The organism is Sphaerisporangium dianthi (assembly GCF_042654065.1).
GTDB lineage: Bacteria > Actinomycetota > Actinomycetes > Streptosporangiales > Streptosporangiaceae > Sphaerisporangium > Sphaerisporangium dianthi.
Genome location: NZ_JBHSFP010000026.1, coordinates 53,255 through 78,439 on the forward strand (window position 1 = coordinate 53,255; position 25,185 = coordinate 78,439).

Here is a 25,185-nt window from a genome sequence, read left to right on the forward strand (position 1 = left end):
TCGCCTCCTGTGATGTTCCTGGTGATGTCCGGCGTGACCTCGGCGATCGCGCCACGCGCGTTGACGAACGGGTCACGCGACCTCGTCGGGGCCGAGGCCGCCGAGCGGGCCGAACGCGGCCTTGGCCCTGGCTGCGGGGCGACGCCCCGCGCCACCGATCGCCTTCTCGGGCCATGGCCGCTTCAGCGTCGTCAGGCCGTGCTCACCGGTGACGGTCCGCCGGGGCTCGATCGCCACGTGCGGGAGCATGTCGACGTCGCCGCCCTGCGCGGTTACCTCCCGGCCTCGGACAGCGCCAGCCCGGTGCCCGCATCGAACAGGTGCGCACGGTCCAGGTCGACCGTGACATGCAGCCGCTCGCCCGGCGTGCCGGTGACGGTGGGTCGTGCCTTGACCTTGAGGATCTGCGTCCCCACTCGGACGTCGACCACCGTTCGGTCACCGAGCGGCTCAAGGCCGTAGAGCTCACCCGGCAACGACGCGTTCCCACGCTGCTCGACGGACAGGTCCTCTGAGCGCAGGCCCAGCAGCAGCGGACGACCGTCCTCAGCCGTGGCCCAGCGGGGCCGCGGCAGCGTCCAGCCTTCCGCCCCGACCAGACGATCTCCCTCGGCGTGGCAGGCGAGCAGGCTGATCTGCGGGCTCCCGACGAAGCCCGCGACCCACTGGTTGGCCGGCCGCTCGTACACCTCGGTCGGCGTTCCGACCTGTTGCACCTTCCCCTCCCTGAGGACCGCGACCTGGTCGGCCATGGACAGGGCCTCGACCTGGTCGTTGGTCACGTAGAGGAAGGTCGCTCCGAGGCTGCGGTGGATGCGGGTGAGCTCGGTGCGCATCTCGACGCGGAGCTTGAGGTCGAGGTTCGTCAGCGGCTCGTCCATGAGAAACGCGCGCGGGCGACGGACCAGCGCCCGAGCCAGGGCGACACGCTGCATCTCACCGCCCGACAACTGCGCCGGACGACGCTGCAGCAGACGTTCGATGTGCAGCAGGCTCGACATCTGCTCGACGGCAGCGGCGATCTCGCTCGAAGAACGGCGGCGTGCCCGCAGCGGCGAAGCGATGTTCTCGTACACCGTGTGTCGCGGGTAGAGGGCGTAGTTCTGGAAGACCATGGCCAGGTCGCGTGCGGCCGGGGCATCACCGGTCGCGTCCCTGCCGTCCAGATGCACCGACCCGGCGTCGAGCTTCTCAAGGCCGGCGATCGCTCGCAGGGTCGTCGTCTTGCCCGCCCCGGAGGGGCCGAGCACGACGAAGAACGATCCGTCCGGCACGTCCAGCGTCACCCCGTCCAGGGCCTGGACTTTACCGAAGGACTTGCACAGCCCGTGCGCTGCCACGGTTCCCATCAGGCCACCAGCTCTTCCGTGCTCACGTCGTAGACCGCCGGGGGGCCGCCGGTGTGCCGCAGCCCGACCGGTGCGTCGGCGTCGAAACGGACGGTCGGTGGCATCCGAACCCGTACGTCGCGCTCACCGCCGTGGTCGACCACGTAGATGATCTCGTCGCCCAGCCATTCCGCCGAGACCACGCGGGCCGGGACCGAACGTTCCGCCCCTGGCTCTGTGACTTCCAGCGCCTCCGGCCGGACGCCCGCGACCAGGCAACGGTCACGCGGCAGGCCTGGCGGTGGCGCGAGGACCAGTCCGCCCTTACCCCGCAGCTTCCCGTCGGCCACCTCCACCTCGATCAGGTTCATCGGCGGGGAGCCGATGAACGCGGCGCAGAAGAGACTCGCCGGACGGTCGTAGACCTCCAGCGGCGTGCCGATCTGCTCGACGCGGCCCTTGTTGAGGATGGCGATTCTGTGACCGAGCGACATCGCCTCGACTTGGTCGTGGGTGACGTAGACCATCGTCGTCCCCAGCTCCCCCTGCAGATGCTTGATCTCCGTACGCATGTCCGCCCGCAGCTCCGCGTCCAGATTGGTGAGAGGTTCGTCCATGAGGAATGCGCGCGGACGTCGCACCAGGGCGCGAGCGAGCGCGACGCGCTGCTGCTCCCCGCCGGACAGCCGGCGCGGTCGCCGGTCCATGAGCGGGCCGAGACGCATCAGCCGGGCGGCCTCGTCGACCCGCTCGCGCACCTCCGCCTTGGGCAGTCCCTCGGCCCGCAGTGGGAACGCCAGGTTGTCGCGGGTTCTCAGATGCGGGTAGAGAGCGTAGAACTGGAACACCATGGCGATGTCGCGCTCGGCGGGCGGCAGGTCGTTGACCAGCGTGTCGCCGATGCGGATGTCGCCCGTCGTCTGCCTCTCCAGGCCGGCTATGGCCCGCAGCGTGGTCGTCTTGCCGCAACCCGAAGGGCCGAGCATCACGAACAGCTCGCCGTCGCCGATGGACAGGTCCACGTGGTCGACCGCGACCGTCCCGTCCGGGTAGCGCTTGTGCAGGGAGGTCACCTCGATGCCCGCCATCAGCGTCGCACCGCCCCGAGCGTCACACCGGCGACGAGGTGCTTGCGCACCAGGTAGGCGAAGACGAGCACCGGCAGGGCGAACACCACGGATGCGGCGGCCACGAGACCCCAGTCCACGGTGGTGCCACCGATGAGGCCGGCGATGGCGGGCGGGGCCGTCCGCACGGTGTCGCTGGAGGTGAGGAAGATGGCGAACACGAACTCGTTCCACGAGAAGATGAGTGCGAAGACCGCGGTCGCGGCGATGCCGGGCAGGAGCAGGGGAAGGGTGAATCGCCGGAACGCCTGCAAGCGGGTGTAGCCGTCGAGCATGGCGGCATCCTCGTATTCCGGGGGCACCTCGTCGACGAACCCCTTCATCATCCAGATCGTGAACGGGACGTTGAACGCGGCGTAGATGAGAATCAGGCCGAGCTGGGTGTTGATGAGTCCGGCTTGGCGGTACATGAGGAAGATCGGGATCACGACCACCACGGGCGGCATGAAGCGGGTGGACAGGATGAAGAACAGTTGGTCCTTCTTGGCCTTCACGGCGAAGCGTGAGTAGGCCCAGGCCGCCGGGACCCCCAGCACGGTGGCCAGCGCCGTGGATACCCCGGCGACCACGACGGAGTTGAGGAACGAGACCGACAAGGTCGAACGACCGCCGCCGGAGCCGACGAACACGTCCTTGTAATGGTCCATGGTGACCTTGAAGTCGAAGAACTTGGCCGGGATGGCGTAGACGTCCCGGTTCTCCTTGATGGACGTCTCGATCATCCACAGCACCGGAAAGAGCATCACGACGGCCAGTACGGTCAGCAGCGCGACCTCCAGCACCGAGCGGCCTCGGCCGCCGAAGCGGCGCGCGGGGGGCGTGTGATCCCGGACAGGACCCGGGGACACGGCCTCGTCGACGGAGAGGGCCATCAGTCCTCCTTGAGCTTGTTCAAGTAGCGCAGGTAGAGCTGCGTGAGGACGATGACGACGAGGACCATGAGGATCCCGTACGCCGAGGCGGTTCCGGTGTTGAAGCCCAGGAACGCGACCTTGTAGACGTGGAACGACAACGTCTCGGTGGAGACCCCCGGACCTCCGCTGGTGAGGATGTAGACGAGGTCGAACAGCCGGAAGGCCTCGATGGCCCTGAACAACACGGCGATGAGAAGCAGCGGCCACACCAGCGGAAGAGTGATGGTGCGGAACCGGAACCACTCGGACGCCCGATCGATCGAGGCGGCCTCGTACAAGTACTTGGGAACCGCGGTGAGGCCCGCAAGTGCGATGAGCATGATGAACGGCGTCCATTGCCAGGTGTCGACCACGATCAGGGAGATCAGTGCCGTTCGCTGCCGGGTGAGCCACTCCACCTGCCCCAGGCCGAGCGAGCCGAGCATGCTGTTGATCACGCCGAATTGCGCGTCGAGCATGAACCGCCAGAACAGCCCGACCACGACCGGCGACAGCATCATCGGAACCAGGAACAGAGTGGTCAGCAGTCCTCGCCCGTGCACGCGCCGTGAGATCAGGTAGGCGATGGTGAAACCGAGCACGGTCTGCAGGGCGACCGCGCCGACCACGTAGATCACCGTCGTCCAGGCCCTCAGGTGGACCTGCGCCGAAGTCAGGACGGCGGTGTAGTTCTCGAACCAGATGAAATGGGCCTGCCCCCCGCGGGTGGCCGAGTAGTCGGTGAAAGACAGGTACAACGCCCACAGCAACGGGAACACCGACATCGCGAGCAACAGCAGCAACGCGGGGGAGATGAAGGCCACGGCGAGCCAGCGGTCGCTCAACCGGCGGGACCGGCCCGGTGCAGGCGGCGTCGCGGACGCCTCCTGCACCGGGTGGTCGGTCGTCAGAGGGGCGGGGTCACTCACAGTCCGCCGCCGCCCTTACCGCTGCCGGAGTCGAGTACGCCCTGCTGCTCCTTGGCGATGTCGTCGAGCGCGTCCTTCGGCTTCTTGGCGCCGTTGAGAGCCGCGTTCACGTTGGTGTTCTCAATGTCGACGAGGCGCGCGTACTCGGGTACGTTCCACATGTCCCGCATCCGCGGAACCGAGTCGGTGTACACCTGGTTGAACGGCCCGGCATTGAGGAACTCGGGCGACTCCAGGGCGTCCGTACGCGAGGGCACGCCACCGGCCGCGGCCCACTTCTTCTGGATGTCGGCCCGCTCGAACCACTTCATGAAGTTCAGTGCCTCCGCCTGGTTCGCCTGGGGCGAGTAGGCCGACACGTGCATCCCCATGCCGCCGAGAGGCACCAGGTTCGTCTTCTGGGTCGGCAGGGTGGCGAAGCCCAGCTTGTCGAGAATCTGCTCCCGCGAGGTGCCGAGCGTCGACTGCTTGGGGTCGAGCAGGCCGCCGCTCGCGGCGATCCAGTTGAACGCGATGCATGCCTTGCCCTGGGCGACCGCCGCGTTCACCTCGTCGATGAACCAGTTGCCGGAGCCCTTGGCGGTCAGCGGCTTCATCTTGTTGACCAGGACGTCCATCGCCTCCTGGCCCGCGGCGTCGTTGATCACGCCGTTGATCTTGCGCGTCTTGGGGTCCCAGAGGTTGCCGCCGTAGATGCCGTTGACCGTGTTGTAGGTCACGGCCGCGGCGTCGGAGCCGTTGGCCTGGTGGAAAGCCAGCCCGCTGACCCCCGGGTTGTTTTTCTGGCACTTCTCGGCGACTGCGATCATCTCGTCCCAGGTCTGCGGTGGCTTGTCGCCGATCAGGTCCTTGCGGTAGATCATCGTCCAGGTGTCGCCGAGCAGCGGCAGCCCGTACAGGCTGGCGTTCTCGTCGCGCTTGCCGGTCTCCGCCTGGGGGAACTGGCCGTAGGCCGCCAGGAGGTACGGGTTGTAAGCCTTGACGTCGATGTTCTTCTTGACGAAGTCGGTGATGTCGAGGATGTTGCCGTTCGTCACGGCCTCGCCGATGTGCTGCGAGTCCAGGATCGGGATGTCGAAGTCGGTCTTGTGCGCGGCGAACTGGGTGAACATCGCGTCGTGCCAGTTCGCGTTCGGCACGGTGTTGACCTTGATGGTCGCGTTCGGCCGCTCTTTCTTGTACTCCGCGTTCGCGAAGGCTTCCAGCGCGTGGGCGGGGGGCCAGTCGAACCAGATGAAGCTGAGGGTCAGCGGGTCCTTGGTGAGCTCCGGGATGGTCGCCGGCGCCTTGGGGGCGCTCGCCTTCGCGCCGTCGTCCTGGCCGCCGCCGCCGCAAGCCGCCACGGTCGTGGCCACCAACATGGCCGCCGTCGCCAGCCGCACCTTTCGACCGGGAACGGACAGTCGTCCTATTCGCTGCGGATACCGCATCTTCTTGCCTGCTCTCTGGATGGGGACTTCTGGAGCCTTGCTGGGTGCTTCGCCGAGCGGTTGCTGGGTTGTTCAGGCGTGTCGCCGGCTGTCGCAGGGGCTGACCCCGCGGACCGGCGTCACGGGTACGCCGCGACGTGACGGGGCTTCAGGCGGTCGAGAGGTCCTTCGGTCCTTGTGCGGCCCGGTGGCGACCCGAGGAGGACGTCGAGCATGCTCATGGGAGCTCCAGCTGATCGAAGCGGAGCGATGGCGTGCGGTTCCGCGATGGGTGAGGGATGACCGACATCCGTCACCTTTCCTATACGATCCGAGTGGGGGCGTCAGCATCCCGCAGCGTTGCGGCCGATGTCAACAGGTTCCCGAAGACGCAAGAAAGGACCTCACGACACGATGGACGACGAAGCGATGATCGCGCGGCGCCGTGGGGCCATGACGGGCGCAACGCCGCCGGGAAGATCTCGCGGCCGGCTTGCCGACGAGGTGTACGACACGCTGCTCGGACAGCTGATGTCGCTACGGATCGAGCCTGGCTCCCGCGTCACGATCGACGTCCTGGCGCGAGAGCTGGGGGTCTCGCAGACGCCGATCCGAGACGCTCTGAACCGCATGGAGGCCGAGGGCCTGGTCGTGCGTGTGCCCCATGCCGGCTATCGCATTCCCCCCCAGATCACCCGTCACCGGTTCGAGGACATGCTTGAGGTCCGCCTGCTCCTCGAGCCGGCAGCGGCGCGCCGATCCGCCGAACGCGCATCCTCGAAGCAGGTGGCCGGTCTGCGGCGAATGCTGGAGGAGATGGCGGAGCTGGAGGGGGGCAAGGGGCCCATGGCCTATGGCGCCTTCGGGCTACGCGACGCCGCCTTCCACGATCTCGTCGCCCTGAGCGCGGAGAACCAGGTCATCCGCGAAGCGCTCGCTCGCCTGCACGCGCACGTGCACCTGTTCCGGCTTCTCCACGACACCCAGGTCACTCACTTGGCCATGGCCGAGCACGAAGAGGTCCTGGCCGCGGTCGCCGCGCGTGACCCCGACGCCGCCGCCTACGCCATGCGCCGGCACATCCTGCTGTCCGGCGAGCGGTTCCGGCGATTGTTCGACGAGGTCAAGGTCGCGGACGCAACGGCGGTAAAGGCTTGACGGGCGGGCTGGGCCGAGGAATGCTAACCCAACCGGATCGGATTGGATCGGATTAATCCAACCCGCCCCAGATGCGAGGAGAAGCAGGTGCCCAGAGCGCTGCTCCTGACCGGCGACGCCGCCGAGGAGCTCGACACCATGTATCCCTACTATCGCGTGCAGGAGGGCGGCTGGGACGTTGACGTCTCGTCACGGACGATGCGTGACGTTCAGCTGGTCATCCACGAGTTCGACCCCAACTCCGACGCCTACGTGGAGAAGAACGGCCGAAAGCTGCCGGTCGACGTGCCCTGGGCCGAGGTCGACGTCGAGCGCTATGACGCCCTCATCATCCCTGGTGGACGCGCCCCCGAGTGGATCCGGGTCGACGCCGACGTCAGGCGCATCACCGAGCACTTCTTCGCGCGCGACCTGCCGATCGCGCTGGTGTGCCACGGCGCGCAGGTGCCGGCCGTGTACGGGCTGCTGAAGGGGCGGAAGACGGCGTGCTTCCCCCCCATCACCGGTGACATGGAGAACGCGGGCGCGACGGTCATCGACGCTCCCGACGTCGTGGACGGCAACCTCGTCTCCTGCCGGGGGTGGCCTGACATGCCGCAGTTCGGCAGGGCGATGATGGAGCTCTTCTCGAAGTCCATCAACTCCGCATCGGCATGAGCACACCTGACCTGTCTCGGTGATGGCACTTCGGACCGTCACGGTCGACGGCTCCCCCGTCCACGTCCTGGAGAGCGGCACCGGGCCCGCGGTGCTGATGCTGCACGGCTCCGGACCCGGTACGACCGGATCCGGCGCCTGGGCGACGACGGCACAGGCGCTGGGCGCGTCCTGGCGCCTGGTGGCTCCTGACCAGGCGGGGTTCGGCCGTACACCGATCCCGGCGGGCGCAAGGGGTGGGCTCCGGCTGTGGACGGAGCAGGCCGCGGGCCTGATGGACGCTCTCGGTGTCGAGCACTACGCCGTGGTGGGCCACTCCATGGGCGGTGCCGTGGCGCTGGCGTTGGCGGCCGCGCGTCCCCAGCAGGTCACCCGTGTCGTGGCGGTCTCGACGATGGGCGCCCCCGGGGCGCCGCTGTCCCCCGAGCTCGACGCGATCTGGGCCGCCCCCGCCGGCCCGCTCGGGGCACGAGACATGTTGAGCCGCCTCGTCCTCGACCAAGCGCTCGTGACCGAGTCGGCCGTCGCCGCCCGTGCGGACGCGATGCGAGCGGGGGCGGCCGCGTTCGCGTCGTTGTTCCCTCCGCCCAGGGCACGTTGGGCCGACGAGCTCACCCTCTCGGCGCAGACGCTGGCAGGGATCCGCGCGCCCGTGCTGCTCGTCCACGGCGCCGAGGACCGAGTCACCCCGCTCGGGACGGCGGCCCTGCCCCTGCTCGGGCACCTTGCCGATGTCCGTCTGCACGTGCTCGGCCGATGCGGGCACGTGCCGGCGCTCGAGCACCCGCACGACTTCAGGCGACTCCTGTCGTGCTTCCTCGGCCGGGAACAAGGTCGCTGATCGCTGCGACATCTCGATCTCGGGTCAGCGTGCGGCGATCGCCGGGGAGCCGCGTCGAAGGGTGGTGATGTTGTTGACCTTCCCCTTGGGTGAAGCCCCAGCATCGTTGACACCGGTCGTCGCGGCCGGGACGAGGAGGAGTGGTGCGGGAGCTGCTGACGATCGGAGCGCATCCGCGAAGGCATGCTCCGGGCCGTGAGCCGGCACCGCCGGAAGGCTCACCCGGCGAGCACGTCCGCGCCGATCGCCTTGATAGATAGATCATCGATATATACTGATCGAATGAGATCGATGCAGGAGCCCACTTTCCTGATCCTCACCGCGCTCACCGCCGGTCCTCAACATGGGTATGGCGTCATCACCGAGGTCGAACAGATCTCCGAGGGCCGGGTGCGGTTGCGCGCCGGAACCCTGTACGCCGCCTTCGACCGGCTGCAGGAGGAGGGCCTCATCGTCGCGGATCGCGAGGAGATCGTGGACGGCAGGGTCCGGCGGTACTACAAGCTGACCGGTGACGGGGCGACCCGGCTGGCGGCGGAGGCCGAGCGGATGCGCCGTCAGGCGCGAGCGGCTTCCACGCGGCTGCGCGCCGCCGGCCTCGGAGGAATGGCGTGAGCTCCCTCGAAGCCGGATACCGGCGGCTCCTGGCCTGGTATCCCCATGATCACCGCACGCGGCACGAGGAGGACATGATCGGCGTACTGCTGGCCGGATCACGGCCCGGCCAGACCCGCCCGCACATCGCCGACGTGGCCGATCTGCTGGCAGGCGCGGTCCGCTTGCACCACCGGCGGGCCTTCGGCACGGTGTCGGCGCCCGCGTGGCGGGACGCCATGGCCGTGGGCATGGCGCTGTGGCCTGTTCTCATCCTGACCGACACGCTGGCCCGCCAGGTCCTGTCGCTGGCACACAGCGGCCCCGGCCTGCTGCACTACTGGACGCAAGAACCGTGGTCGCTCCTGCGCTGGGCCGGACCGATCATCGTCTTCGCGCTGCCCGTGCTCGCGGTCGCGTGCCGCCACCGGGGGATCGCCGCCCTGGGCGCGCTCGCGTTCATGCTGTATCTATCGGACAACCTGTCCTTCACCCTGGCGCTCGGCGAACCGGACCGGCTGGTGACGCCGAATGCCGGCCTGCCTCTCCTGTCGCAAGTGGTGGCGGTCGCCGTCGCCTTCACCCGTCCGGCCCGCGACGGGATGTCGCTCATCTCCCGGCGCGCACTCATGCTCTGGACGCCGTTCGGCTTGATCGGGCTGGCCGCCGGCAAGGTCGGCAGGCACGTGCTCGACGCGGCCACCAACCATGAGATCGCACTCTGGAAACCTGTGCCCTGGCTCATCATCATGGCGGCGGCAGCGGGATGCGCGGCGGGGTCGGTGGTGGGACGGCGCGCGGCACTGCTGCTGTCCCTGCCCGTAACGGCGCTGGGCGACCTCGGGAAACTCCCTTCCCTGCCCACCTCCGTCGCCCTTGCGCAGATCGGCTGCGTGCTCGGCGCTTTCGCCATTGGGACGATGCTCGCGCGCCGGCCGGCCGGCCGTGATCCTGCCGCTCGCAGGCGCTGACCCGGCATGCCGGCCGGCGTGAACTGCGCCGGCGCCCGCGGTCGCTTCCGGGACCCCTGTGTCAGAAGGTCACCGGGACGGCGGTCACGCGCCAGGTGCCGGGGTCGGGAGCGCGCAGTTCGCCCGGCGACGCCGCGAGAGCGAGATCGGGGAAGCGGCGCAGCAGCGCGGTGAGCGCCACCTGGGTCTGCACGCGCGCCAACGACGCCCCGACGCAGAAGTGCGGCCCGTGGGAGAAGCTCAGGTGCCCCGCCGGGCCCTTGGCACGCCTGACGTCGAACCGTTCGGGGTCGGCGAACGCGCGCGGGTCGCGGTTGGCGGCGGCGACGGCGACCGTCACGGCGTCCCCCTTGCGCACCGGCATGCCGCACAGCTCGGTGTCCTGCCGCGCGTAGCGAGGAATGGACAGCAGCGTCGGAGCACACCAGCGCAGCAGCTCCTCCACGGCGCCGGGCATGAGCGCCGGGTCCTCGCGCAGGGCGGCGAGCTCGCCGGGGTGGCCGAGCAGCGCCACCACGCCGTTGGCGATGAGGTTGGCCGGGGTCTGGCCCGCCAGGACCAGGAGCCAGACCAGTGCGACCAGCTCGACGTCGCTGAGCCGGTCGCCGTCGTCGGCCTGCACGCCGATGAGGTCGGACAGCAGGTCGTCGCCGGGGTCGGCGCGACGGCGGGCCACCGCCGCCTTGGCCCCTTCGATGATCTCCGGAACGGCCGCGGTGAACTCCTGGCCCGCGCCGGCCGCGATGAAGGCGCCGTAGGCGCGCCACCGCGTGCGGTCGGGTTCGGGGATGCCGACCAGCTCGCAGATGACCTCCATCGGCAGCGGGCGCGCGAAATGCGCCAGCAGGTCCACCGGGCCGTCGCCGGCCGGGACCTGCCGCCGGGCCTCGTCGAGCAGCCTGCCGGCGATCGCCTCCATGCGCGGGCGGAAGTCGGCGGCCCGGCGCGGGGTGAAGGCGGGGGCGACCAGTTTGCGCAGCCGCGCGTGCTCCGACCCGCTCATCTCCGCCATGGTGCGCATGTAGGGCAGGCAGTCCTTCGGCACGCCGGGCCGCATGAAGCTGTCGGCGTTGATCTCGAAGCGCGGGTCGCCAAGCAGCGCTCTGGCGTCCTCGTGCCGGGTGAGCAGCCACCACGGCTCCATGCCGGGAACCAGCAGGCGCGCCAGCGGGGAGCTCTCGCGGACCTGCCCGTAGGCGGTGAACGGGTCGCCGATCACCTCGGGCCGGGTGAGGTCGACCTCGGGGACGGTCGGCTCGGGGCCGGAAGCAGGCATGGATCCTCCCATGATCGAGTGGTGAGATCATATGATCTGAACATCTGACTGGCCACCGTATCTACGTCCTCGGACTACGGCAACCGCCGGACATCCGGCCACAACCCCTGGACTCCCCGGTCCACTAGACTGGTGATCGTGCTGACCAGGAAGGGCGCCGCGACGCGGGCGCGCATCATCGAGGCCACCGCCGAGCTGGTCGCGGCCAAGGGCGCCGCCGACACCTGCCTGGACGACATCCGGGCGGCCACCAGCACCAGCAAGAGCCAGCTGTTCCACTACTTCCCCGACGGCAAGGCCGAACTGCTGCTCGCCGTCGCCCACGACCAGGCCCGCAAGGTGCTGGACGATCAGCGTCCTCTGCTGGACAACCTGGACACCTGGGAGGCCTGGGAGCAGTGGGGGGCGCTCATCCTCGCCATCTACACCCCCAAGCTCGAATACTGCCCGCTCACCGCGCTGACCAGCCAGTTCTCTCGCAAGGACCCGCGCATCCGCACGTTGATCACCGATCTGTTCGACCAGTGGCGCGACCATCTGGCCCGAGGGCTGCGCACCATGCGGGCGGCCGGGCTGCTCGCGGCCGACGCCGACCCCGACACCCTCGCGCTGGCCGTTCTGGCCTCGCTGCAGGGCGGGGTCATCATGGGCCAGACCACCGGCTCGGTGATCCCGCTGGAGGTCGCCATCGAGGCGGCGCTCCACCACCTGCGCACCTACGCCGCCACGGCGTCCTCCCCGGCCGCCTGACCTCCGGCCGGCGCCGCGTCGAGCGCGCACCCGCCAGCGCCGCCCGGGCCCGCCCGAGGTCCGGCGGGCGGCTCGCGGAGACCTGGGCGCGGAGACGACCGGCGACGCGTGGGGCCGTGGGTGGACGCCGGCCCTGGCGCATGACAGCGTCTGGTGAGGCAGGAACACGACGGGCGGCGCCGGGAGGAAACACGGCATGGATCACGAAAAGCTTCAGGCGCGGTTCTCGGCCCTGACCACCGCTCATCTCGCCGACGCCTGCGTCCGCGCCCAGGTCCCCGTGCGCTGTGCGCCGGCGCCGGTACGCGCCGTGATCCCCGGCACCCGGCTCTGCGGGCGCGTACTCCCCGCCCGGCACGCGGGCAGCGTCGACGTCTTCCTCGAGGCGTTCGACAACGCCGAGCCGGGCGACGTGCTGGTGGTCGACAACGGCGGCCGGCTGGACGAGGCGTGCGTCGGCGACCTGGTCGTGCTGGAGGCCAAGACGGCCGGGCTGAGCGGCGTCGTGATCTGGGGACTGCACCGCGACACCGCCGACGTCCGGGCCATCGGGCTGCCCGTCTTCAGCCTGGGGGCGATCTCCACCGGCCCGCTGCGCCAGGACGCCCTGCCCGAGGACGCCCTGCTGTCGGCCACGGTGGGAGCGCTGACGGTGACCGGCGCCGACCTGGCCCTGGGGGACGACGACGGGGTGGTCTTCGTGCCGGACGACCGCGCCGACGAGCTCTTCACCCTCGCCGAGGGCATCCGCGACACCGAACGGCGCCAGGCCGAGCGCATGCGCGCGGGCCTTTCGCTGCGCGGCCAGGTGCGCTTCGGCGACTACCTCGCCCGGCGCGGGCGGACGCCCTCGCTCACCTTCCGCGAGCACCTGCGCACCATCGGCGGCGCCGTCGAGGAATGACCGCCCGCAAGGGTGACCGGCCGGCACCGCTCGCGTGTTCGGCCTCCGCATGGCGCGATCGCTTGCCACGGGTATCGAATACGTGTTCCACTGTAGGTCATGCGTTTCGACGCCCTTCCCCTTGTCGAAGACACCCTCGCGGCACGGCCGCGCATCGAGCGGCGCGCCGTCCGCCGAGCCGAGGGCGACACGACGTACTACGAGGTGCCGGCGCGCACGATCATCGAGCGGGTGCCAGAGGCCGCGGGTGTCGGCCTGCCCTGGGCGGTCAGCCCCTACCGCGGGTGCGCCCACGCCTGCCTGTACTGCGGGGCCCGGCGCTCCCACCGCTACCTCGGCCTGGACGGCGAGCGCGACTTCGGCTCGGCCATCGTGGTCAAGACCGACGCCCCCAGGCGGTTGCGGGCCGAGCTGGCCTCCCCCCGGTGGGCCGGGGAGGCCGTGGGCATCGGGCTGAGCGGCGACTGCTACCAGGACGCCGAGCGCGTCTACCGGCTGATGCCGGGCATCCTGGCGGCGTTGCGCGACGCCGGCAACCCGTTCCGGGTGATGACCAAGAGCGCGCTCATCCTGCGTGACGCCGAGCTGATCGCCGAGGCCGCCGAGGTGGCCGAGGTGGAGGCGCGGGTGTCGATCGGATTCGTCGACGACCGGCTGCGCCGCGTGGTCGAGCCCGGGGCGCCCAGCGCGCAGAAACGCCTCGAACTGTGCGCCGAGCTCGCCGAGCGGGGGGTGCCCTGCGGGGTGCTGATGGCCCCGATCCTGCCCTGCCTGACCGATTCCGAGGACCAGTTGCGGGCGGTGGTGCGCCGGGTCGCGGAGGCCGGCGCGGTCAGCCTCACCCCGATGGTGCTGCGCCTGCCGCCCGGCTCACGCGAGTGGTACCTGCGCTGGCTGGCCGAGGAGCACCCCCGGCTGCTGCCGCGCTATGAGGAGCTGTACGGCTCGGGGCCGGTCGCCGCCGAAGACTACCGGCGCCGCGTTGAGGGCCGGGTGGCCGAGCTCGCCCGCCTTTACGGCATCGGCGCCCACCGCACGCCCTGGCAGCCCCGCCGCACCGCCGACAGCCAGCTCACCCTGCTGTAGGGCGACCGGGGCGGTCGTTCAGTCTCGGGCCGCCCGCCACGACGTGTGACCGGTGTCCTCCTCGTAGGCCTGCCGCACGTCCACGGTGTCGTAGACGATGTGCAGCACCGCCACCCGGCCCTGCTCGTCCAGTTCGAGCACGTCGACCACGTCGAACGGCGCCGCGAGGCCGCTCGCCAGACGCCAGTCGTAGTGGAACCACACGTTCACCAGCGTGACGCCCGCGGCCGTCTGACCCGTCGTCACCCCGCGCAACGTCAGATGCGAGGCCGAGGTGTCCGCCAGGACCGCCGGATAGAACTCCGCCGCCGCCATCGGGCCGTACATGGGCGAGCGCACCATGCCATTGGGGGCGAACAGGTCAAGGATGCGGCCGAGGTCTCCGTCGCTCAACGCCGCCAGGTACGCGCCGGCCAGCTCGTGGGGCGTCACAACGTCGGATGCTATCGCGCGCCCGCATCGACGCGCCGTCCGCGGCCGTCGGTCCACCGGCGCGTGAGGACCGCGGCGGATCCACCCGCGATCGCCCGTCGGGGGACGGGCGGGTACCGGGTGTCCGGTCCGGTCAGACCACCATCGGCAGGCGGCGGTCCAGGCCGGTGCTGCGCAGAAGCCGCGTCATGTGCGGGCGGGGCGCGGTCAGGGAGAGGGTGATGCCCCGCGCCCGGGCGCGGCGCTGGATGCCGATCAGGACGCCCAGGCCGCCGGTGTCGCAGAACGTCACCTCGGAGAGATCGAGAATGAGCCGGCTCGTGCTGGTGTGCAGCACGCTCAGCAGGTGCAGGCGAAGCGCCGGGCTGGTGAAGATGTCGATGTGGCCGGACAGGCGCACGGTGGTGGGCAGAGCCGGGTCGGCCACCTTGGGCGGGACTGCGCTGAGCGGAACTGCGTCGATCACGGTCATGAGGTTCCCCGATCGCGGAGAGCGGAAGAAGTGCGGGGTGAGGCGCTGCCGGCCGGAGATCGGCCGGCCGCCGGAAGGGCGGCGTCGGCGCCGCTCGGTCCGGCCGGCAGGCCGCGCACGGGCACGGCGGCACGGGCGGGCTAGCCGGTGGGGCGGGCGACCGCACGATCGGTCGATCCGCCCTCGTTCTCCCATCCGGCCGGGTTGTCGGCCTCTGCCGTGCGGGGAGCCGGGGACGTCGGAAGGGGTGCGAGGGAGGAAACGCCGGCCGATCGCGGGCCGGTGGTGTCCTGGATGGTGGTGTTCTCGGTGGTGGTGTTCTCGGTGGTGGTGTCCTGAGTGGTGAGCCTGGGCGCGGCCTCGGTGGGACCGGGCGTGGTGCCCTGTTCGGCGACCGACAGGACGACCGGTTCGCCGGCCGCGAAGATCAAGGTGATCACGCGGGGGTCGGAGCTGCGGAACCAGCCGACCCTGATCTGGCGACCTCGGTTCGTGATACGGCGCGGGATGTCGTCCCACGCGTCCCTGTACACGCCGACCCGAAGCGTGGTGCGGCCGAGCCGCTGGTCGACGGCGGCGACGAGGCCGGGCAGTTCGGCGGCGGCGTCCCGGGAGCGGGGCCACCACACCCCGTCCACGGGGGCTCGCCGGTTCAGTGGAGGATCGAGGCTCAGCCGGACCGAGGAGTCGACGGCGGGAACCGCGGAGGCCGCGGTGCTCAGCGGCTTGAGATGAGAGACGAGTGCCGACGTCATGAGCTGCCTGGCCTGACCGGGCCGATGAGGGCCGCTAGTGGTCTATCGCCGTGGGCGACGCCGACTTGAATGCCAACGCTCGAAAAGTCCTCGGTAGTTCTTATTCTACCTCTTCGGGAGGTGAATCCCGGAGAGGCGAGGCCGCGGCGTCCACCGCCCTCCCAGCAGCGGGCGCCTGCCCGGCGCCTCGGGTCCTTGGAGAGCCCTCCGGGAGAGACCGCCAGGGTGGGACGGCGGCGACCGTTCGCGGGGAACGGCCCGCGCACGTGGCCATGGCCGCCGGGCGAGCGGGTGCGGGCCGGGGATCAGCCGGCCAGCGCGCTGCCCTTCTTCCACTGCTTGTACGGCATCTGCCAGTATCCCCACCCGTTGTTCCACTCGAGCGCGCGGTTGGTTCCGGCGATCTTGACGACGTCGCCGCGGTGGAAGTTCTCGTAGAACCACCTGGCCTGGTCGGGACGGGCGTTGACGCAGCCGTGGCTGACGTTGGCGCGGCCCTGCGATCCCACCGACCAGGGGGCGCTGTGCACGTACTCGCCGCTGTTGGAGATGCGCACGGCGTGGTTGACGATCTCCTTGTAGTAGCCGGGGTCGCCCTTCTTCTTACCCGGGGAGATCATGGTGACCGGGTTGCCGCGCTCCATCGTCAGGTGGACGCCGTTGGTGGTGGTGTACTCGCGCGTGGTGGCCTTGCCGGCGCTGATGGCCATCCGCTGGACGATCTTGCCGTCCTTGCGGACGATCATCGTGTGGCTGCGGGTGTTCACGCTGCTGACCCACGCGGCGCCGATCTTCATGGTGGTGGCGTAGTTCCGGACGCCGTACACGTCCTTGCCGGCGCGCACGCCCTCCAGGTAGGCGGCGAACCGCACCTTCTGGTGGGCGGGCCAGTACTTCGCGGTGCGGTAGATGGCCAGGCTGTCGTCGATCCACCGCCAGGCTCCGGCGACGGGCTTCTCCGCGGTGACCTTCAGCGCCTGCTCGACGGCCTCCTTGTCGCCGACGGGCCGGCTGAAGCGCACCATGATCGGCATGCCGACGCCGACGGTCTCGCCCTTGAGGTTGGGGGTGATGTCGGCGATGCGCAGTTCCTGGGCGGGCTTCAACGTGGTGAAGGTGCTGCTGGCCGTCGCCGGTCCGCCACCGCCGCCGGCCTTGACCGAAACGGTGTAGGTGGCCGACGGCTTCAGCGGGCCCTTGGACACCCACTTGGTGCGGGCGGCGTCGAACTCGCCCTTGAGGGGCTTGCCGCCGGCCTCGACGGTGACCTCTTCCAACTCGCCGTTGGTGGCGGTGACCACGACGCTCTTCTCCGGCCGGACCTTGCTCGCGCCCTCCGCGGGGCTGATCTTGATCTGCGGCGCCGGAGTGGCGGGCGCGCTGGTGCCGCCGCCCTGCGCGCCGGGGTTCGCGGGACCCGAACCCGCGCCGCCCGAGCATGACGCGGTCAGCAGACAGGCCGTCGCGACGGCCAGCCCGGCGATCGGAGTCCTCAGACGTTGACGGAAGTCCCGCACGGCCTCTCCCCCAGAAACGGCAAAGTGCTCACAAAAAACTTTAATGGGGATCGGCACCAGAATGTACCGGTTTGGGACGCGAGGGATCACGTTTCGGCCAACTCGCAGGCGAGATTCAGGTCACGGAAGCGGGCACGAGCCGGTGAGTTGGGTCGAACAAGATTGTCAGCATAAGAGCAGGGCAAAACCGTCGAATGTGATGCAGGTCGCCGTGCTCGTACCGCGTCAGGCTTGGCGGAGCCGGTGGGTGAGGCTGGTGTGGCGGCGTCCGGCCCCGCGCGTGCGCACCGCCTGGGCCAGGGCGCGCCGGGAGCCGACCAGGACGACGAGCTTCTTGGCGCGGGTGACGGCGGTGTAGAGAAGATTGCGCTGCAACATCATCCAGGCGCTGGTCGCCAGCGGGATCACCACCGCGGGATATTCGCTGCCCTGCGAACGGTGGATCGAGACGGCATAGGCGTGTGCCAGCTCGTCCAGCTCGTCGAAGGCGTATTCGACGCTCTCGTCCTCGTCGGTGAGGACGGTGAGTTTGCCGTCCTCAGGGCGCAGGTCGGTGACCACGCCCACGGTGCCGTTGAAAACCCCGGCCACGCCCTTGTCGTAGTTATTGCGCAGCTGGGTCACCTTGTCGCCGATGCGGAAGACCCGGCCGCCGTAACGCCGCTCGGGCATGCCCTCGCGGGAAGGGGTCAGCGCCTCCTGCAGCGCGCCGTTGAGGTTGCCCGCCCCCGCCGCGCCACGGTGCATCGGGGCCAGCACCTGCACGTCGCGCCTGGGGTTCAGGCCGAACCTGCGGGGAATGCGCCGGGCCACCACGTCCACGGTGAGCTCGGCGATCTCTTCGGGCTCCTCGCACGGGAACAGGAAGAAGTCCTTCATGCCCTCGAGCGCGGGGTGCAGGCCCGTGTTGATGCGGTGGGCGTTGACCACGACACCGGACTGCTGCGCCTGGCGGAAGATCTGCGTCAGGCGCACCCGCGGGACGGCGTCGGCGGCCAGCAGGTCGCGCAGCACCTCGCCGGCCCCCACCGAGGGCAGTTGGTCGACGTCGCCCACGAACAGCAGGTGCGCGCCGGTGGCCACCGCCTTGACCAGTTTGTTGGCCAGCAGCAGGTCCAGCATGGACGCCTCGTCCACCACCAGCAGGTCGGCGTCCAGCGGGTTGTCGCGGTCGAAGGTGGCATCCCCGCCGGGGCGCAGCTGCAGCAGGCGGTGCACGGTGGTGGCCTCGTGGCCGGTCAGCTCGGCCAGCCGCTTGGCGGCCCTGCCGGTGGGGGCGGCCAGCACGACCTTGGCCCTCTTGGCGCGCGCCAGGGCTACGATCGAGCGGACGGTGAAGCTCTTGCCGCAGCCGGGGCCGCCGGTCAGCACGGCCACCTTGGAGGTGAGCGCCAGCCGCACCGCCTCGGACTGCTCGGGGGCCAGCTCGGATCCGGTCTCCTTGCGCAGCCAGGCCAGCGCGGCGTCCCAGTCGACCCCGGCGAAGGCCCCGAGCCGGTCGTGCCCTGCGTCCAGCAGGCGGCGCACCCCGCCGGCCAGCGACAGCTCGGCCCGGTGGAAGGGCACCAGGTAGACGGCCGGCACCACGGCGTCGCCGGCGGGGACCTCCTCGCGGATCACTCCCTCGGCGGCGGCCAGCTCGTCCAGGCAGCTCGCCACCAGCTCGGCCGGAACCTCCAGGATCTTCACCGCGTCGCCGACCAGGTTGGGCGCGGGCAGGTAGCAGTGGCCCGCGTCGGCCGCCTGGGACAAGGTGTAGCGCAGGCCGGCCTTGACCCGCTCGGGGCTGTCGTGCGGGATGCCGACGGCCTGGGCGATGGTGTCGGCCGTCTTGAAGCCGATGCCCCACACGTCGTCGGCCAGGCGGTAGGGCTCGGTCTTGACCACGGTGATCGAGGTGTCGCCGTACTGCTTGAAGATGCGCACGGCGATCGAGGTGGACACGCCGACGCCCTGCAGGAAGATCATCACCTCTTTGATGATCTTCTGCTCCTCCCAGGCGGCGGCGATCATCTTGGTGCGCTTGGGACCGAGCCCGGGCACCTCCACCAGCCGCTCGGGCGACTGCTCGATCACCTCGAGCGTCGCCACCCCGAAGTGGCCGACGATGCGCTCGGCCATCTTGGGGCCGATGCCCTTGATCAGCCCCGACCCCAGGTAACGCTGGATGCCCTGCACGGTGGCCGGCAGCACGGTGGTGTACGACCAGACCTCGAACTGCCTGCCGTACTTCGGGTGGGAGCCCCACCGGCCGGTCAGCCGCAGGCTCTCGCCGACCTGCGCCCCGAGCAGCGGCCCCACCGCCGTCACCAGGTCGGCCCCGCCCCGCTCGACGGCCACCCTGGCGATGGTGTACCCGGTCTCCTCGCTGGCGAAGGTGATGCGCTCCAGGACCGCGTTGAGACTCACACCAGGAGGACCGCCTGATCCAGTCGTCACGGAACCCCTCTCCCCCAGCATTTTCAGCAAGGGTAGAGCAGCAGGACGACACTCGAGCGACCGTCGCGGAGGCGGACGCGGCCGACGTCGAACGGGAGTCCCGCCGAAGGCATGGTTCCTCGCGGAACGTTCTCAGGTGACGCGCCGCAGAACGGCGTTGAGCGCGTGGCCGGAGGGGCGTCCTTCCGCCGGGGTGGTCATGGCCGGCTGTACTCCCGCAGCCCGCGCCCGCGCGCGTTTCCCGTGGGAACGCATGGCTGCCGGCACGCGAGAGATCCCCGCTAATGTGGCACTGTTACCGGCGGGTTCATCGATCGGGAGGGCGGCCGATGGCGGCGATTCTGGAAGGCACGGCTCGCGCGCTGCTGCGCCGCGTGGCGATCGAGCAGGCCGAGGCGCGGCTGCCCTCGCTGGTCGCGACGGTGCTGCGCGACGGCGAGCCGGTCTGGTTCGGCGCCAGGGGCACGACCGAGGACGGCGCGGCCCCCACCGCCGACACCCAATATCGCATCGGCTCCATCACCAAGAGCCTGGTCGCCGTGCTGGTGATGCGGCTGCGCGACGAGGGCCTGCTGGAGCTGAACGACCCGCTCTCCCGGCACATGCCGGCCACTCCCGTGGGCGAGGTGACCATCGCCCAGCTGCTGTCGCACACCGGCGGCCTCACCGCCGAGCCGCCCGGCCAGTGGTGGGAGCGTGTGCCCGGCGTGGAGATCGACGCGCTCACCCAGGCCCTGGACGAAAGGACGTCCCGCCACCGGCCGGGCCGCCGCTTCCACTACTCCAACCTCGGCTTCGCCCTGCTCGGCGAGCTGGTCGCCCGCCATCGCAAGGCCGACTGGGCCGACGTCGTCCGCGCGGAGATCCTCGAGCCGCTGGGCATGCGCGACACCACGACCCGGCCGCGCGTGCCGCACGCCCGCGGGTACGCCGTGCACCCGTGGGCCGACGTGCTGCTGCCCGAGCCCGAGCACGACGCGGTGTCCATGGCTCCGGCCGGACAGCTCTGGTCGACCTGCGCCGACCTGGCCACGTGGGCGCGCTTCCTGGCCCGCGGCGACCAGCGCGTCCTGTCCCCCGCCACGCTCGCCGAGATGCGCGAGCCGGCCGGCGTGGACGACGCCGACATGTGGAGCGTGGGCTTCGGCCTGGGCATCCAGCTGCTCCGTCACCGCGGGCGCCGCCTGGCCGGGCACGGCGGGTCCATGCCCGGTTTCCTGGCCGTGGTCTGGGGCGATCCGGCCGATGGCGGCGGCGTGCTGTGCATGGCCAACGCCACCTCAGGGCTGCGCCCCTCGGTCGCCACCGACCTGCTGGACATCCTGGAGGCCCACGAGCCGGCCATCCCCCGCGCCTGGGCGCCCACCCCCGCCGACCCCGACCTGCTGCAGCTGACCGGCCCCTGGTACTGGGGTCCGACCGCCTTCCTGCTGCGCCTGCTGCCCGGGCGCGATCTGATGCTGTCCCCGGTGAGCGGGCAGGGCCGCACCTCCCGGTTCGCCGCGCAGCCCGACGGCTCCTGGCTCGGCCTGGAGGGCTACTACGCGGGCGAGAGCCTGCGGGTGGTCCGGCGGGCCGACGGCTCCGTCGGCCACCTGGACCTCAACACCTTCATCTTCACCCGCGTCCCCTACGACCCCTCCGCGCCGATCCCGGGCGGTGTGGAGGAGTCCGGCTGGCACTGAGCCCCGGACGCGCCGGTGGAGGCGGCGAGCGGTGAAGGCCCGGCGTCGAGGCGCGGCCGCTGACGGCGGAACACCGACGCCGATGTGAGCGCCGACGCCCCGGTCGAAGGGCTGCCGCGCGAGCCGGCGCCGCAACCGGGCCGGTGGGCCGGGCACGTCCGTCATCTAACGGAAAACACCGGTTTCCCGTTAGGGGATTTACTCTGAGGTGAGTGGGAGGCGTCCAGGACGACGACGACCGGACGCCGAAGGGGAGGACCTGTGGAGCGCTTTGCGGCGGTGGATCTGGCCAACACCATCCGCCACGACGGCGATGGAGGCGTCATGGACCTTCTGGCCACCGTCGCGGGAACGGCCACGTGGATCGGCGAGCGGGACGATCTGCCCGCCGGCGTCGTCCGCGCCGGAGACGACGCGGACGGGGCGGCCGGGGCGGGCCTGGCGGGTGGCGTCGCCGATGAGGACCTCAGGGGCGAGCTCGTGGAACTGCGGGGGGCGGTCCGGGCGCTGTTCGCGCGCGCGGTCAGCCCCGGCCCGCCGAGCGCGGCCGACGCCCGGCGCCTGATCCCCGCCGGCCAGGCTCTGGCCCACCTCAACGCCGTTGCCGCCCGCGAGCCGACCGTCCCGCAGCTGCACTGGCCGGCGGGAGGGCCCGCCGAGGTGCGGCCGCTGTCGGCCGAGACCGATCCGCGCGTCCGGCTCCTCGCGGCCCTCGCCCGCGCCGCCGTCGATTTCCTGTCAGGCCCCGAGCGTGAGCGGCTGCGGGCCTGCACGGCGCCGCGCTGCGTGCGCTACTTCGTCAAGAGCCACGGACGCCAGGAGTGGTGCGGTCCTTCGTGCGGCAACCGGGCACGGGCCGCCCGCCACTACCAGCGCAGGCACACCGGCGCCGAACCGCCCCGCCCCTGACAACGGCGGGCGCGGCCGGGTCTCAGGTGGGTGGGCCGGCGTCCGCGCAGGCGGCGGCGCGGGCGGCCCGGCAGTCGGGATCCTCCTGCGCCACCCGCTCGAGCCGGGCGGCCAGAAGGGCCGCGGCCTCGGCGAAGTGAGCGAGGCGCTCGGCGCCGAGGGTCTCCACGACGAAGCGCCGCACGGACCGCTCACGCACCTCCCGCGCGCGCTGCGCCGACTCCCGTCCCGTGATGGTGAGGCTGATGTCCCACCCGCGGGCGTCCTTGGTGCAGACGTCCCGTTCGAGCAGGCCGCGCGAGCGCATGCGGGCGACCTGGTGGGACAGGCGGCTCTTCTCCCACTGCAACGCCCAGCGCAGTTCCAGGGCCCGCATGCGCCCGCCGGGGGCGTCCAGCAGCGCGTCCAGAACCTGGTGGTCGGCGTCGGAGAGCCCGGTGGCGCGGGTCAGCTCGCGCGCGAGGTGGGCGGCGAGCTGCGCGTGGACGACGGCATAGCCGTGCCAGGCGTCCAGTTCCGAAGGCCGGGCCGTCCTCGCCGGTTGCTGCTGCGCGGTCATACCGACAGCCTACTTCGGTGAGGTTGATACGTCATCCATTTCTCGGGTATGGTTGACATATCTACCAGTTTCCCGGCGGAGGACCTCCATGCCCGACTATGGCCACGATCTACGGTTCGGGTCGTTCATCACGCCGCAGAGCCGCCGCCCCGATGCCGCCGTCACCCTCACCCGGCTGAGCGAGCAGGCCGGCCTGGACCTGGTCACCTTCCAGGACCACCCCTACCAGCCCGCCCACCTGGACACCTGGACGCTGCTGAGCTGGGCGGCCGCCCGCACCGAGCGCATCCACCTGTCGGGCAACGTGCTGAACCTGCCGCTGCGCCCGCCGGCCGTCCTGGCCAAGTCGGTGGCCAGCCTGGACCTGCTCTCGGGCGGGCGCATCGAGCTTGGCCTCGGCGCCGGCGGCTTCTGGGACGCCATCGAGGCCATGGGAGGCCGCCGCCTCACCCCCGGGCAGGGCGTGGACGCGCTGAGCGAGGCGATCGACGTGATCCGCGGCGTGTGGGACGCCGGCGAGCGCGCCCAACTGCGCATCGAGGGGACCTACTACTCGGTCCGCGGGGCCAAGCGGGGTCCCGCCCCCGCCCACGAGGTGCCGATCTGGCTCGGAGCGTACAAGCCGCGCATGCTGCGCCTGGTCGGCGCCAAGGCCGACGGCTGGCTGCCCACCCTCGGCTACGTCACCCCGGAGGACGTCTCCGGCGGCAACAAGATCATTGACGAGGCCGCCGTCGAGGCGGGACGCGACCCGCGCGAGGTGCGCCGCCTGCTCAACCTCATGGGCGGCGACTTCGGCGCCGCCGGAGGGGGCCTGCTGAAAGGCCCGCCCGCGACCTGGGTGGAGCAACTGCTGCCGCTGGCGCTGCAGGACGGCGTCAGCACCTTCCTCATCGCCTCCGACGACCCGCGGGCCATCCAGACCTTCGCCCAGGAGGTCGCCCCCGGCCTGCGCGAGGCGCTCGCCGCCGAACGGGCGTCCACAGCGACCGTCACCGGCCCGGCGCGCCCGGCCCGGGCGCTCGCGCTGCGCAGCCCCGGCATCGACTACGACGCGCTGCCCGCCTCGCTGTCGGCGATCGCCGTCGAACCCGGCGACCGCGACTACTCGCGCGTGCGCTCCACCTACGTCTGGCGCGGCGCCCCCGGCCTGGTCGTGCGCGCCGCCACACCCGGGCAGGTGGCCGACGCCCTTGACTTCGCCCGGCGGCAGGACGTCCCGCTGGCGGTGCGCAGCGGCGGCCACGGCATCAGCGGGCGGGCCACCAACGACGGCGGCATCGTCATCGACGTGGGAGCCATGAACGGCGTGGAGGTGATCGACCGCGCGCGCCGGCTGGTGCGCGTTGGCGCCGGCGCCCGCTGGGGGGAGGTGGCGCAGGCGCTCGAGCCGCACGGGCTGGCGATCAGCTCCGGCGACTACGGCGACGTGGGCGTCGGCGGCCTCGCGACCGCGGGCGGCCAGGGCTTCCTCGGACGCTCCTACGGGCTGACCATCGACCACGTGGTGGGCGCCGAGGTGGTGCTCGCCGACGGGCGCGTCGTACGGGCCGACGCCGAGCACCACCCCGATCTGTTCTGGGCGCTGCGCGGCGCGGGCGGCAACATGGGCGTCGTCACCTCCTTCGACATCGAGGCCGCCGAGGTGGGCGAGGTCGTCTTCGCCGTGCTGGTGTACGACGCCTCCGACACCGCGGCGTTGCTGGAGGGCTTCGGGCGGCTGGTCGAGGACAGCCCACGCGCCCTCACGGCCTTCATGTCGCTCTTCCCCTCCGGCCCGGGCGAGCCGATCCTCGCCCAGAACCTCATCGTCTGGGCCGGCGACGACACCGACGCCGCCGTCGCGGCCATCGAGCCCTTCCTGGGCCTCGGCCCGGTGCTCCAGCAGCAGGCTCAGCTCGCCCCCTACGCCGCGATCGTCGCGCCGCACCACAACCAGCACCACGGCCAGTCGGGCACGCGCACCCGCTCGGCCTTGGTCGGCCATCTCGACGGCGCCACCTCCGCGCTGGTGGCCGGGCTGTTCGACCGCGGCGCCGGCATGGTGCAGGTGCGCTCGGTCGGCGGCGCGGTCAACGACACCCCTGCGGAGGCCACCGCCTACGCCCACCGCACGCAGAACTTCTCCCTCACCGGGGTGTTCCACAGCTCCCGGGACGATCAGGCCGCGCGGGCATGGGAACGGCTCGGCGCCGAGGCGATCTACCTCAGCTTCGAGTCGCACGGCGACGAGAGCCTGCTGGCCAAGGCGTTCCCGCCGCCCACGCTGCGGCGGCTGCGGCGGGTGAAGGCCGCCTACGACCCCTGCAACGTCTTCCGGCACAACTTCCCCATCACCCCGGACCCGGCGGGCTGACCGCTCGGCCCCACCCCGGTTGGTTGATACGTCATCCTCCCGAGTACGGTCGCAGTGTCGACCGTCGGCGCCCGGCCGAGAGCGTTCGCCCGCCGAAACGCCGGCGACCGCCGCCCGCCGATCCTCCGTCGCGGCGCC

Annotated in this window: 24 protein-coding genes; 11 read left to right on the plus strand and 13 right to left on the minus strand. The window is 71.1% G+C overall.

The features are described 5' to 3' along the window. Window positions 1–72: 72 nt before the first annotated feature. The 6 genes from ACFO60_RS29340 to ACFO60_RS29365 all read right to left on the minus strand — a co-directional run bounded on the left by ACFO60_RS29340 (window position 73) and on the right by ACFO60_RS29365 (window position 5,659). The gene (locus ACFO60_RS29340; protein ID WP_380846408.1) at window positions 73–237 is read right to left on the minus strand and encodes a hypothetical protein; all 165 of its coding nucleotides are present in this window, start codon (window positions 235–237) and stop codon (window positions 73–75) included. A gap of 35 nt (window positions 238–272) precedes the next feature. Beyond that, window positions 273–1,349, minus strand: a complete 1,077-nt coding sequence (locus ACFO60_RS29345; protein ID WP_380846411.1) for an ABC transporter ATP-binding protein — start codon at window positions 1,347–1,349, stop codon at window positions 273–275. Next, window positions 1,349–2,416: an ABC transporter ATP-binding protein gene (locus tag ACFO60_RS29350; RefSeq protein ID WP_380846414.1), complete on the minus strand. Its 1,068-nt coding sequence runs from the start codon at window positions 2,414–2,416 to the stop codon at window positions 1,349–1,351. Before ACFO60_RS29350 ends, ACFO60_RS29345 begins: the two co-directional genes overlap by 1 nt. Further along, a complete protein-coding gene (locus ACFO60_RS29355) occupies window positions 2,416–3,327 on the minus strand; it encodes a carbohydrate ABC transporter permease (RefSeq protein WP_380846417.1) in 912 nt (303 codons plus the stop codon). The genes ACFO60_RS29350 and ACFO60_RS29355 overlap by 1 nt, the downstream gene beginning before the upstream one ends. Next, a complete protein-coding gene (locus ACFO60_RS29360; RefSeq protein WP_380846420.1) occupies window positions 3,327–4,193 on the minus strand; it encodes a carbohydrate ABC transporter permease in 867 nt (288 codons plus the stop codon). Before ACFO60_RS29360 ends, ACFO60_RS29355 begins: the two co-directional genes overlap by 1 nt. 80 nt (window positions 4,194–4,273) lie before the next feature. After that, window positions 4,274–5,659, minus strand: a complete 1,386-nt coding sequence (locus ACFO60_RS29365) for an extracellular solute-binding protein (RefSeq protein ID WP_380846424.1) — start codon at window positions 5,657–5,659, stop codon at window positions 4,274–4,276. A 441-nt stretch (window positions 5,660–6,100) separates the two neighbouring features. Here ACFO60_RS29365 and ACFO60_RS29370 point away from each other — a divergent pair, with 441 nt between their 5' ends. The 5 genes from ACFO60_RS29370 (at window position 6,101) to ACFO60_RS29390 (ending at window position 9,907) form a co-directional block, all read left to right on the plus strand. Next, on the plus strand, window positions 6,101–6,844 hold the full coding sequence (locus tag ACFO60_RS29370) for a GntR family transcriptional regulator (RefSeq protein ID WP_380846427.1): 744 nt from the start codon (window positions 6,101–6,103) through the stop codon (window positions 6,842–6,844). An 87-nt stretch (window positions 6,845–6,931) separates the two neighbouring features. After that, window positions 6,932–7,501 carry a DJ-1/PfpI family protein gene (locus ACFO60_RS29375; RefSeq protein ID WP_350738673.1) on the plus strand — a complete coding sequence of 190 codons (570 nt, stop codon included), beginning with the start codon at window positions 6,932–6,934 and terminating at the stop codon, window positions 7,499–7,501. A 22-nt stretch (window positions 7,502–7,523) separates the two neighbouring features. Beyond that, window positions 7,524–8,342, plus strand: coding sequence for an alpha/beta fold hydrolase (locus ACFO60_RS29380; protein ID WP_380846430.1), 819 nt, complete (start codon window positions 7,524–7,526; stop codon window positions 8,340–8,342). A 282-nt stretch (window positions 8,343–8,624) separates the two neighbouring features. Next, window positions 8,625–8,957 (plus strand): PadR family transcriptional regulator, encoded by a 333-nt coding sequence (locus ACFO60_RS29385; protein WP_380846433.1) that lies wholly within the window; start codon window positions 8,625–8,627, stop codon window positions 8,955–8,957. Further along, window positions 8,954–9,907, plus strand: a complete 954-nt coding sequence (locus ACFO60_RS29390; RefSeq protein WP_380846436.1) for a hypothetical protein — start codon at window positions 8,954–8,956, stop codon at window positions 9,905–9,907. The genes ACFO60_RS29385 and ACFO60_RS29390 overlap by 4 nt, the downstream gene beginning before the upstream one ends. A gap of 61 nt (window positions 9,908–9,968) precedes the next feature. Here ACFO60_RS29390 and ACFO60_RS29395 read toward each other — a convergent pair whose 3' ends face one another. Further along, the gene (locus ACFO60_RS29395) at window positions 9,969–11,183 is read right to left on the minus strand and encodes a cytochrome P450 (RefSeq protein ID WP_380846439.1); all 1,215 of its coding nucleotides are present in this window, start codon (window positions 11,181–11,183) and stop codon (window positions 9,969–9,971) included. A gap of 138 nt (window positions 11,184–11,321) precedes the next feature. Here ACFO60_RS29395 and ACFO60_RS29400 point away from each other — a divergent pair, with 138 nt between their 5' ends. From ACFO60_RS29400 to ACFO60_RS29410, 3 genes are all read left to right on the plus strand, one after another. Then, window positions 11,322–11,933 (plus strand): TetR/AcrR family transcriptional regulator, encoded by a 612-nt coding sequence (locus ACFO60_RS29400; RefSeq protein WP_380846442.1) that lies wholly within the window; start codon window positions 11,322–11,324, stop codon window positions 11,931–11,933. 196 nt (window positions 11,934–12,129) lie between these two features. Beyond that, window positions 12,130–12,837, plus strand: coding sequence for an RraA family protein (locus tag ACFO60_RS29405; RefSeq protein ID WP_380846445.1), 708 nt, complete (start codon window positions 12,130–12,132; stop codon window positions 12,835–12,837). Window positions 12,838–12,936: 99 nt separating this feature from the next. Next, window positions 12,937–13,923 (plus strand): radical SAM protein, encoded by a 987-nt coding sequence (locus ACFO60_RS29410; protein WP_380846448.1) that lies wholly within the window; start codon window positions 12,937–12,939, stop codon window positions 13,921–13,923. Between the two features lie 18 nt (window positions 13,924–13,941). Here the strand turns inward: ACFO60_RS29410 and ACFO60_RS29415 are convergent, their stop codons facing one another. From ACFO60_RS29415 to recD2, 5 genes are all read right to left on the minus strand, one after another. Then, window positions 13,942–14,355: a nuclear transport factor 2 family protein gene (locus ACFO60_RS29415; protein ID WP_380846451.1), complete on the minus strand. Its 414-nt coding sequence runs from the start codon at window positions 14,353–14,355 to the stop codon at window positions 13,942–13,944. Window positions 14,356–14,488: 133 nt separating this feature from the next. Further along, on the minus strand, window positions 14,489–14,827 hold the full coding sequence (locus ACFO60_RS29420) for an STAS domain-containing protein (RefSeq protein WP_380846454.1): 339 nt from the start codon (window positions 14,825–14,827) through the stop codon (window positions 14,489–14,491). Between the two features lie 140 nt (window positions 14,828–14,967). Further along, window positions 14,968–15,582 (minus strand): DUF5994 family protein, encoded by a 615-nt coding sequence (locus ACFO60_RS29425; protein WP_380846457.1) that lies wholly within the window; start codon window positions 15,580–15,582, stop codon window positions 14,968–14,970. 305 nt (window positions 15,583–15,887) lie between these two features. Continuing rightward, on the minus strand, window positions 15,888–17,099 hold the full coding sequence (locus ACFO60_RS29430) for a L,D-transpeptidase (protein ID WP_380846460.1): 1,212 nt from the start codon (window positions 17,097–17,099) through the stop codon (window positions 15,888–15,890). A gap of 225 nt (window positions 17,100–17,324) precedes the next feature. Next, window positions 17,325–19,559, minus strand: a complete 2,235-nt coding sequence (recD2, locus tag ACFO60_RS29435) for an SF1B family DNA helicase RecD2 (RefSeq protein WP_380846463.1) — start codon at window positions 19,557–19,559, stop codon at window positions 17,325–17,327. Between the two features lie 308 nt (window positions 19,560–19,867). Here recD2 and ACFO60_RS29440 point away from each other — a divergent pair, with 308 nt between their 5' ends. Both ACFO60_RS29440 and ACFO60_RS29445 read left to right on the plus strand, forming a co-directional pair. Further along, window positions 19,868–21,223, plus strand: a complete 1,356-nt coding sequence (locus ACFO60_RS29440; RefSeq protein WP_380846466.1) for a serine hydrolase domain-containing protein — start codon at window positions 19,868–19,870, stop codon at window positions 21,221–21,223. Window positions 21,224–21,484: 261 nt separating this feature from the next. Continuing rightward, window positions 21,485–22,132, plus strand: a complete 648-nt coding sequence (locus tag ACFO60_RS29445) for a CGNR zinc finger domain-containing protein (protein ID WP_380846469.1) — start codon at window positions 21,485–21,487, stop codon at window positions 22,130–22,132. A 22-nt stretch (window positions 22,133–22,154) separates the two neighbouring features. Here the strand turns inward: ACFO60_RS29445 and ACFO60_RS29450 are convergent, their stop codons facing one another. Further along, window positions 22,155–22,691 carry a MarR family winged helix-turn-helix transcriptional regulator gene (locus ACFO60_RS29450; protein ID WP_380846472.1) on the minus strand — a complete coding sequence of 179 codons (537 nt, stop codon included), beginning with the start codon at window positions 22,689–22,691 and terminating at the stop codon, window positions 22,155–22,157. Window positions 22,692–22,779: 88 nt separating this feature from the next. On the opposite strand from ACFO60_RS29450, the gene ACFO60_RS29455 reads away from it, so the two are divergent. Then, window positions 22,780–25,047, plus strand: coding sequence for an LLM class flavin-dependent oxidoreductase (locus ACFO60_RS29455; RefSeq protein WP_380846475.1), 2,268 nt, complete (start codon window positions 22,780–22,782; stop codon window positions 25,045–25,047). Window positions 25,048–25,185 lie beyond the last annotated feature (138 nt).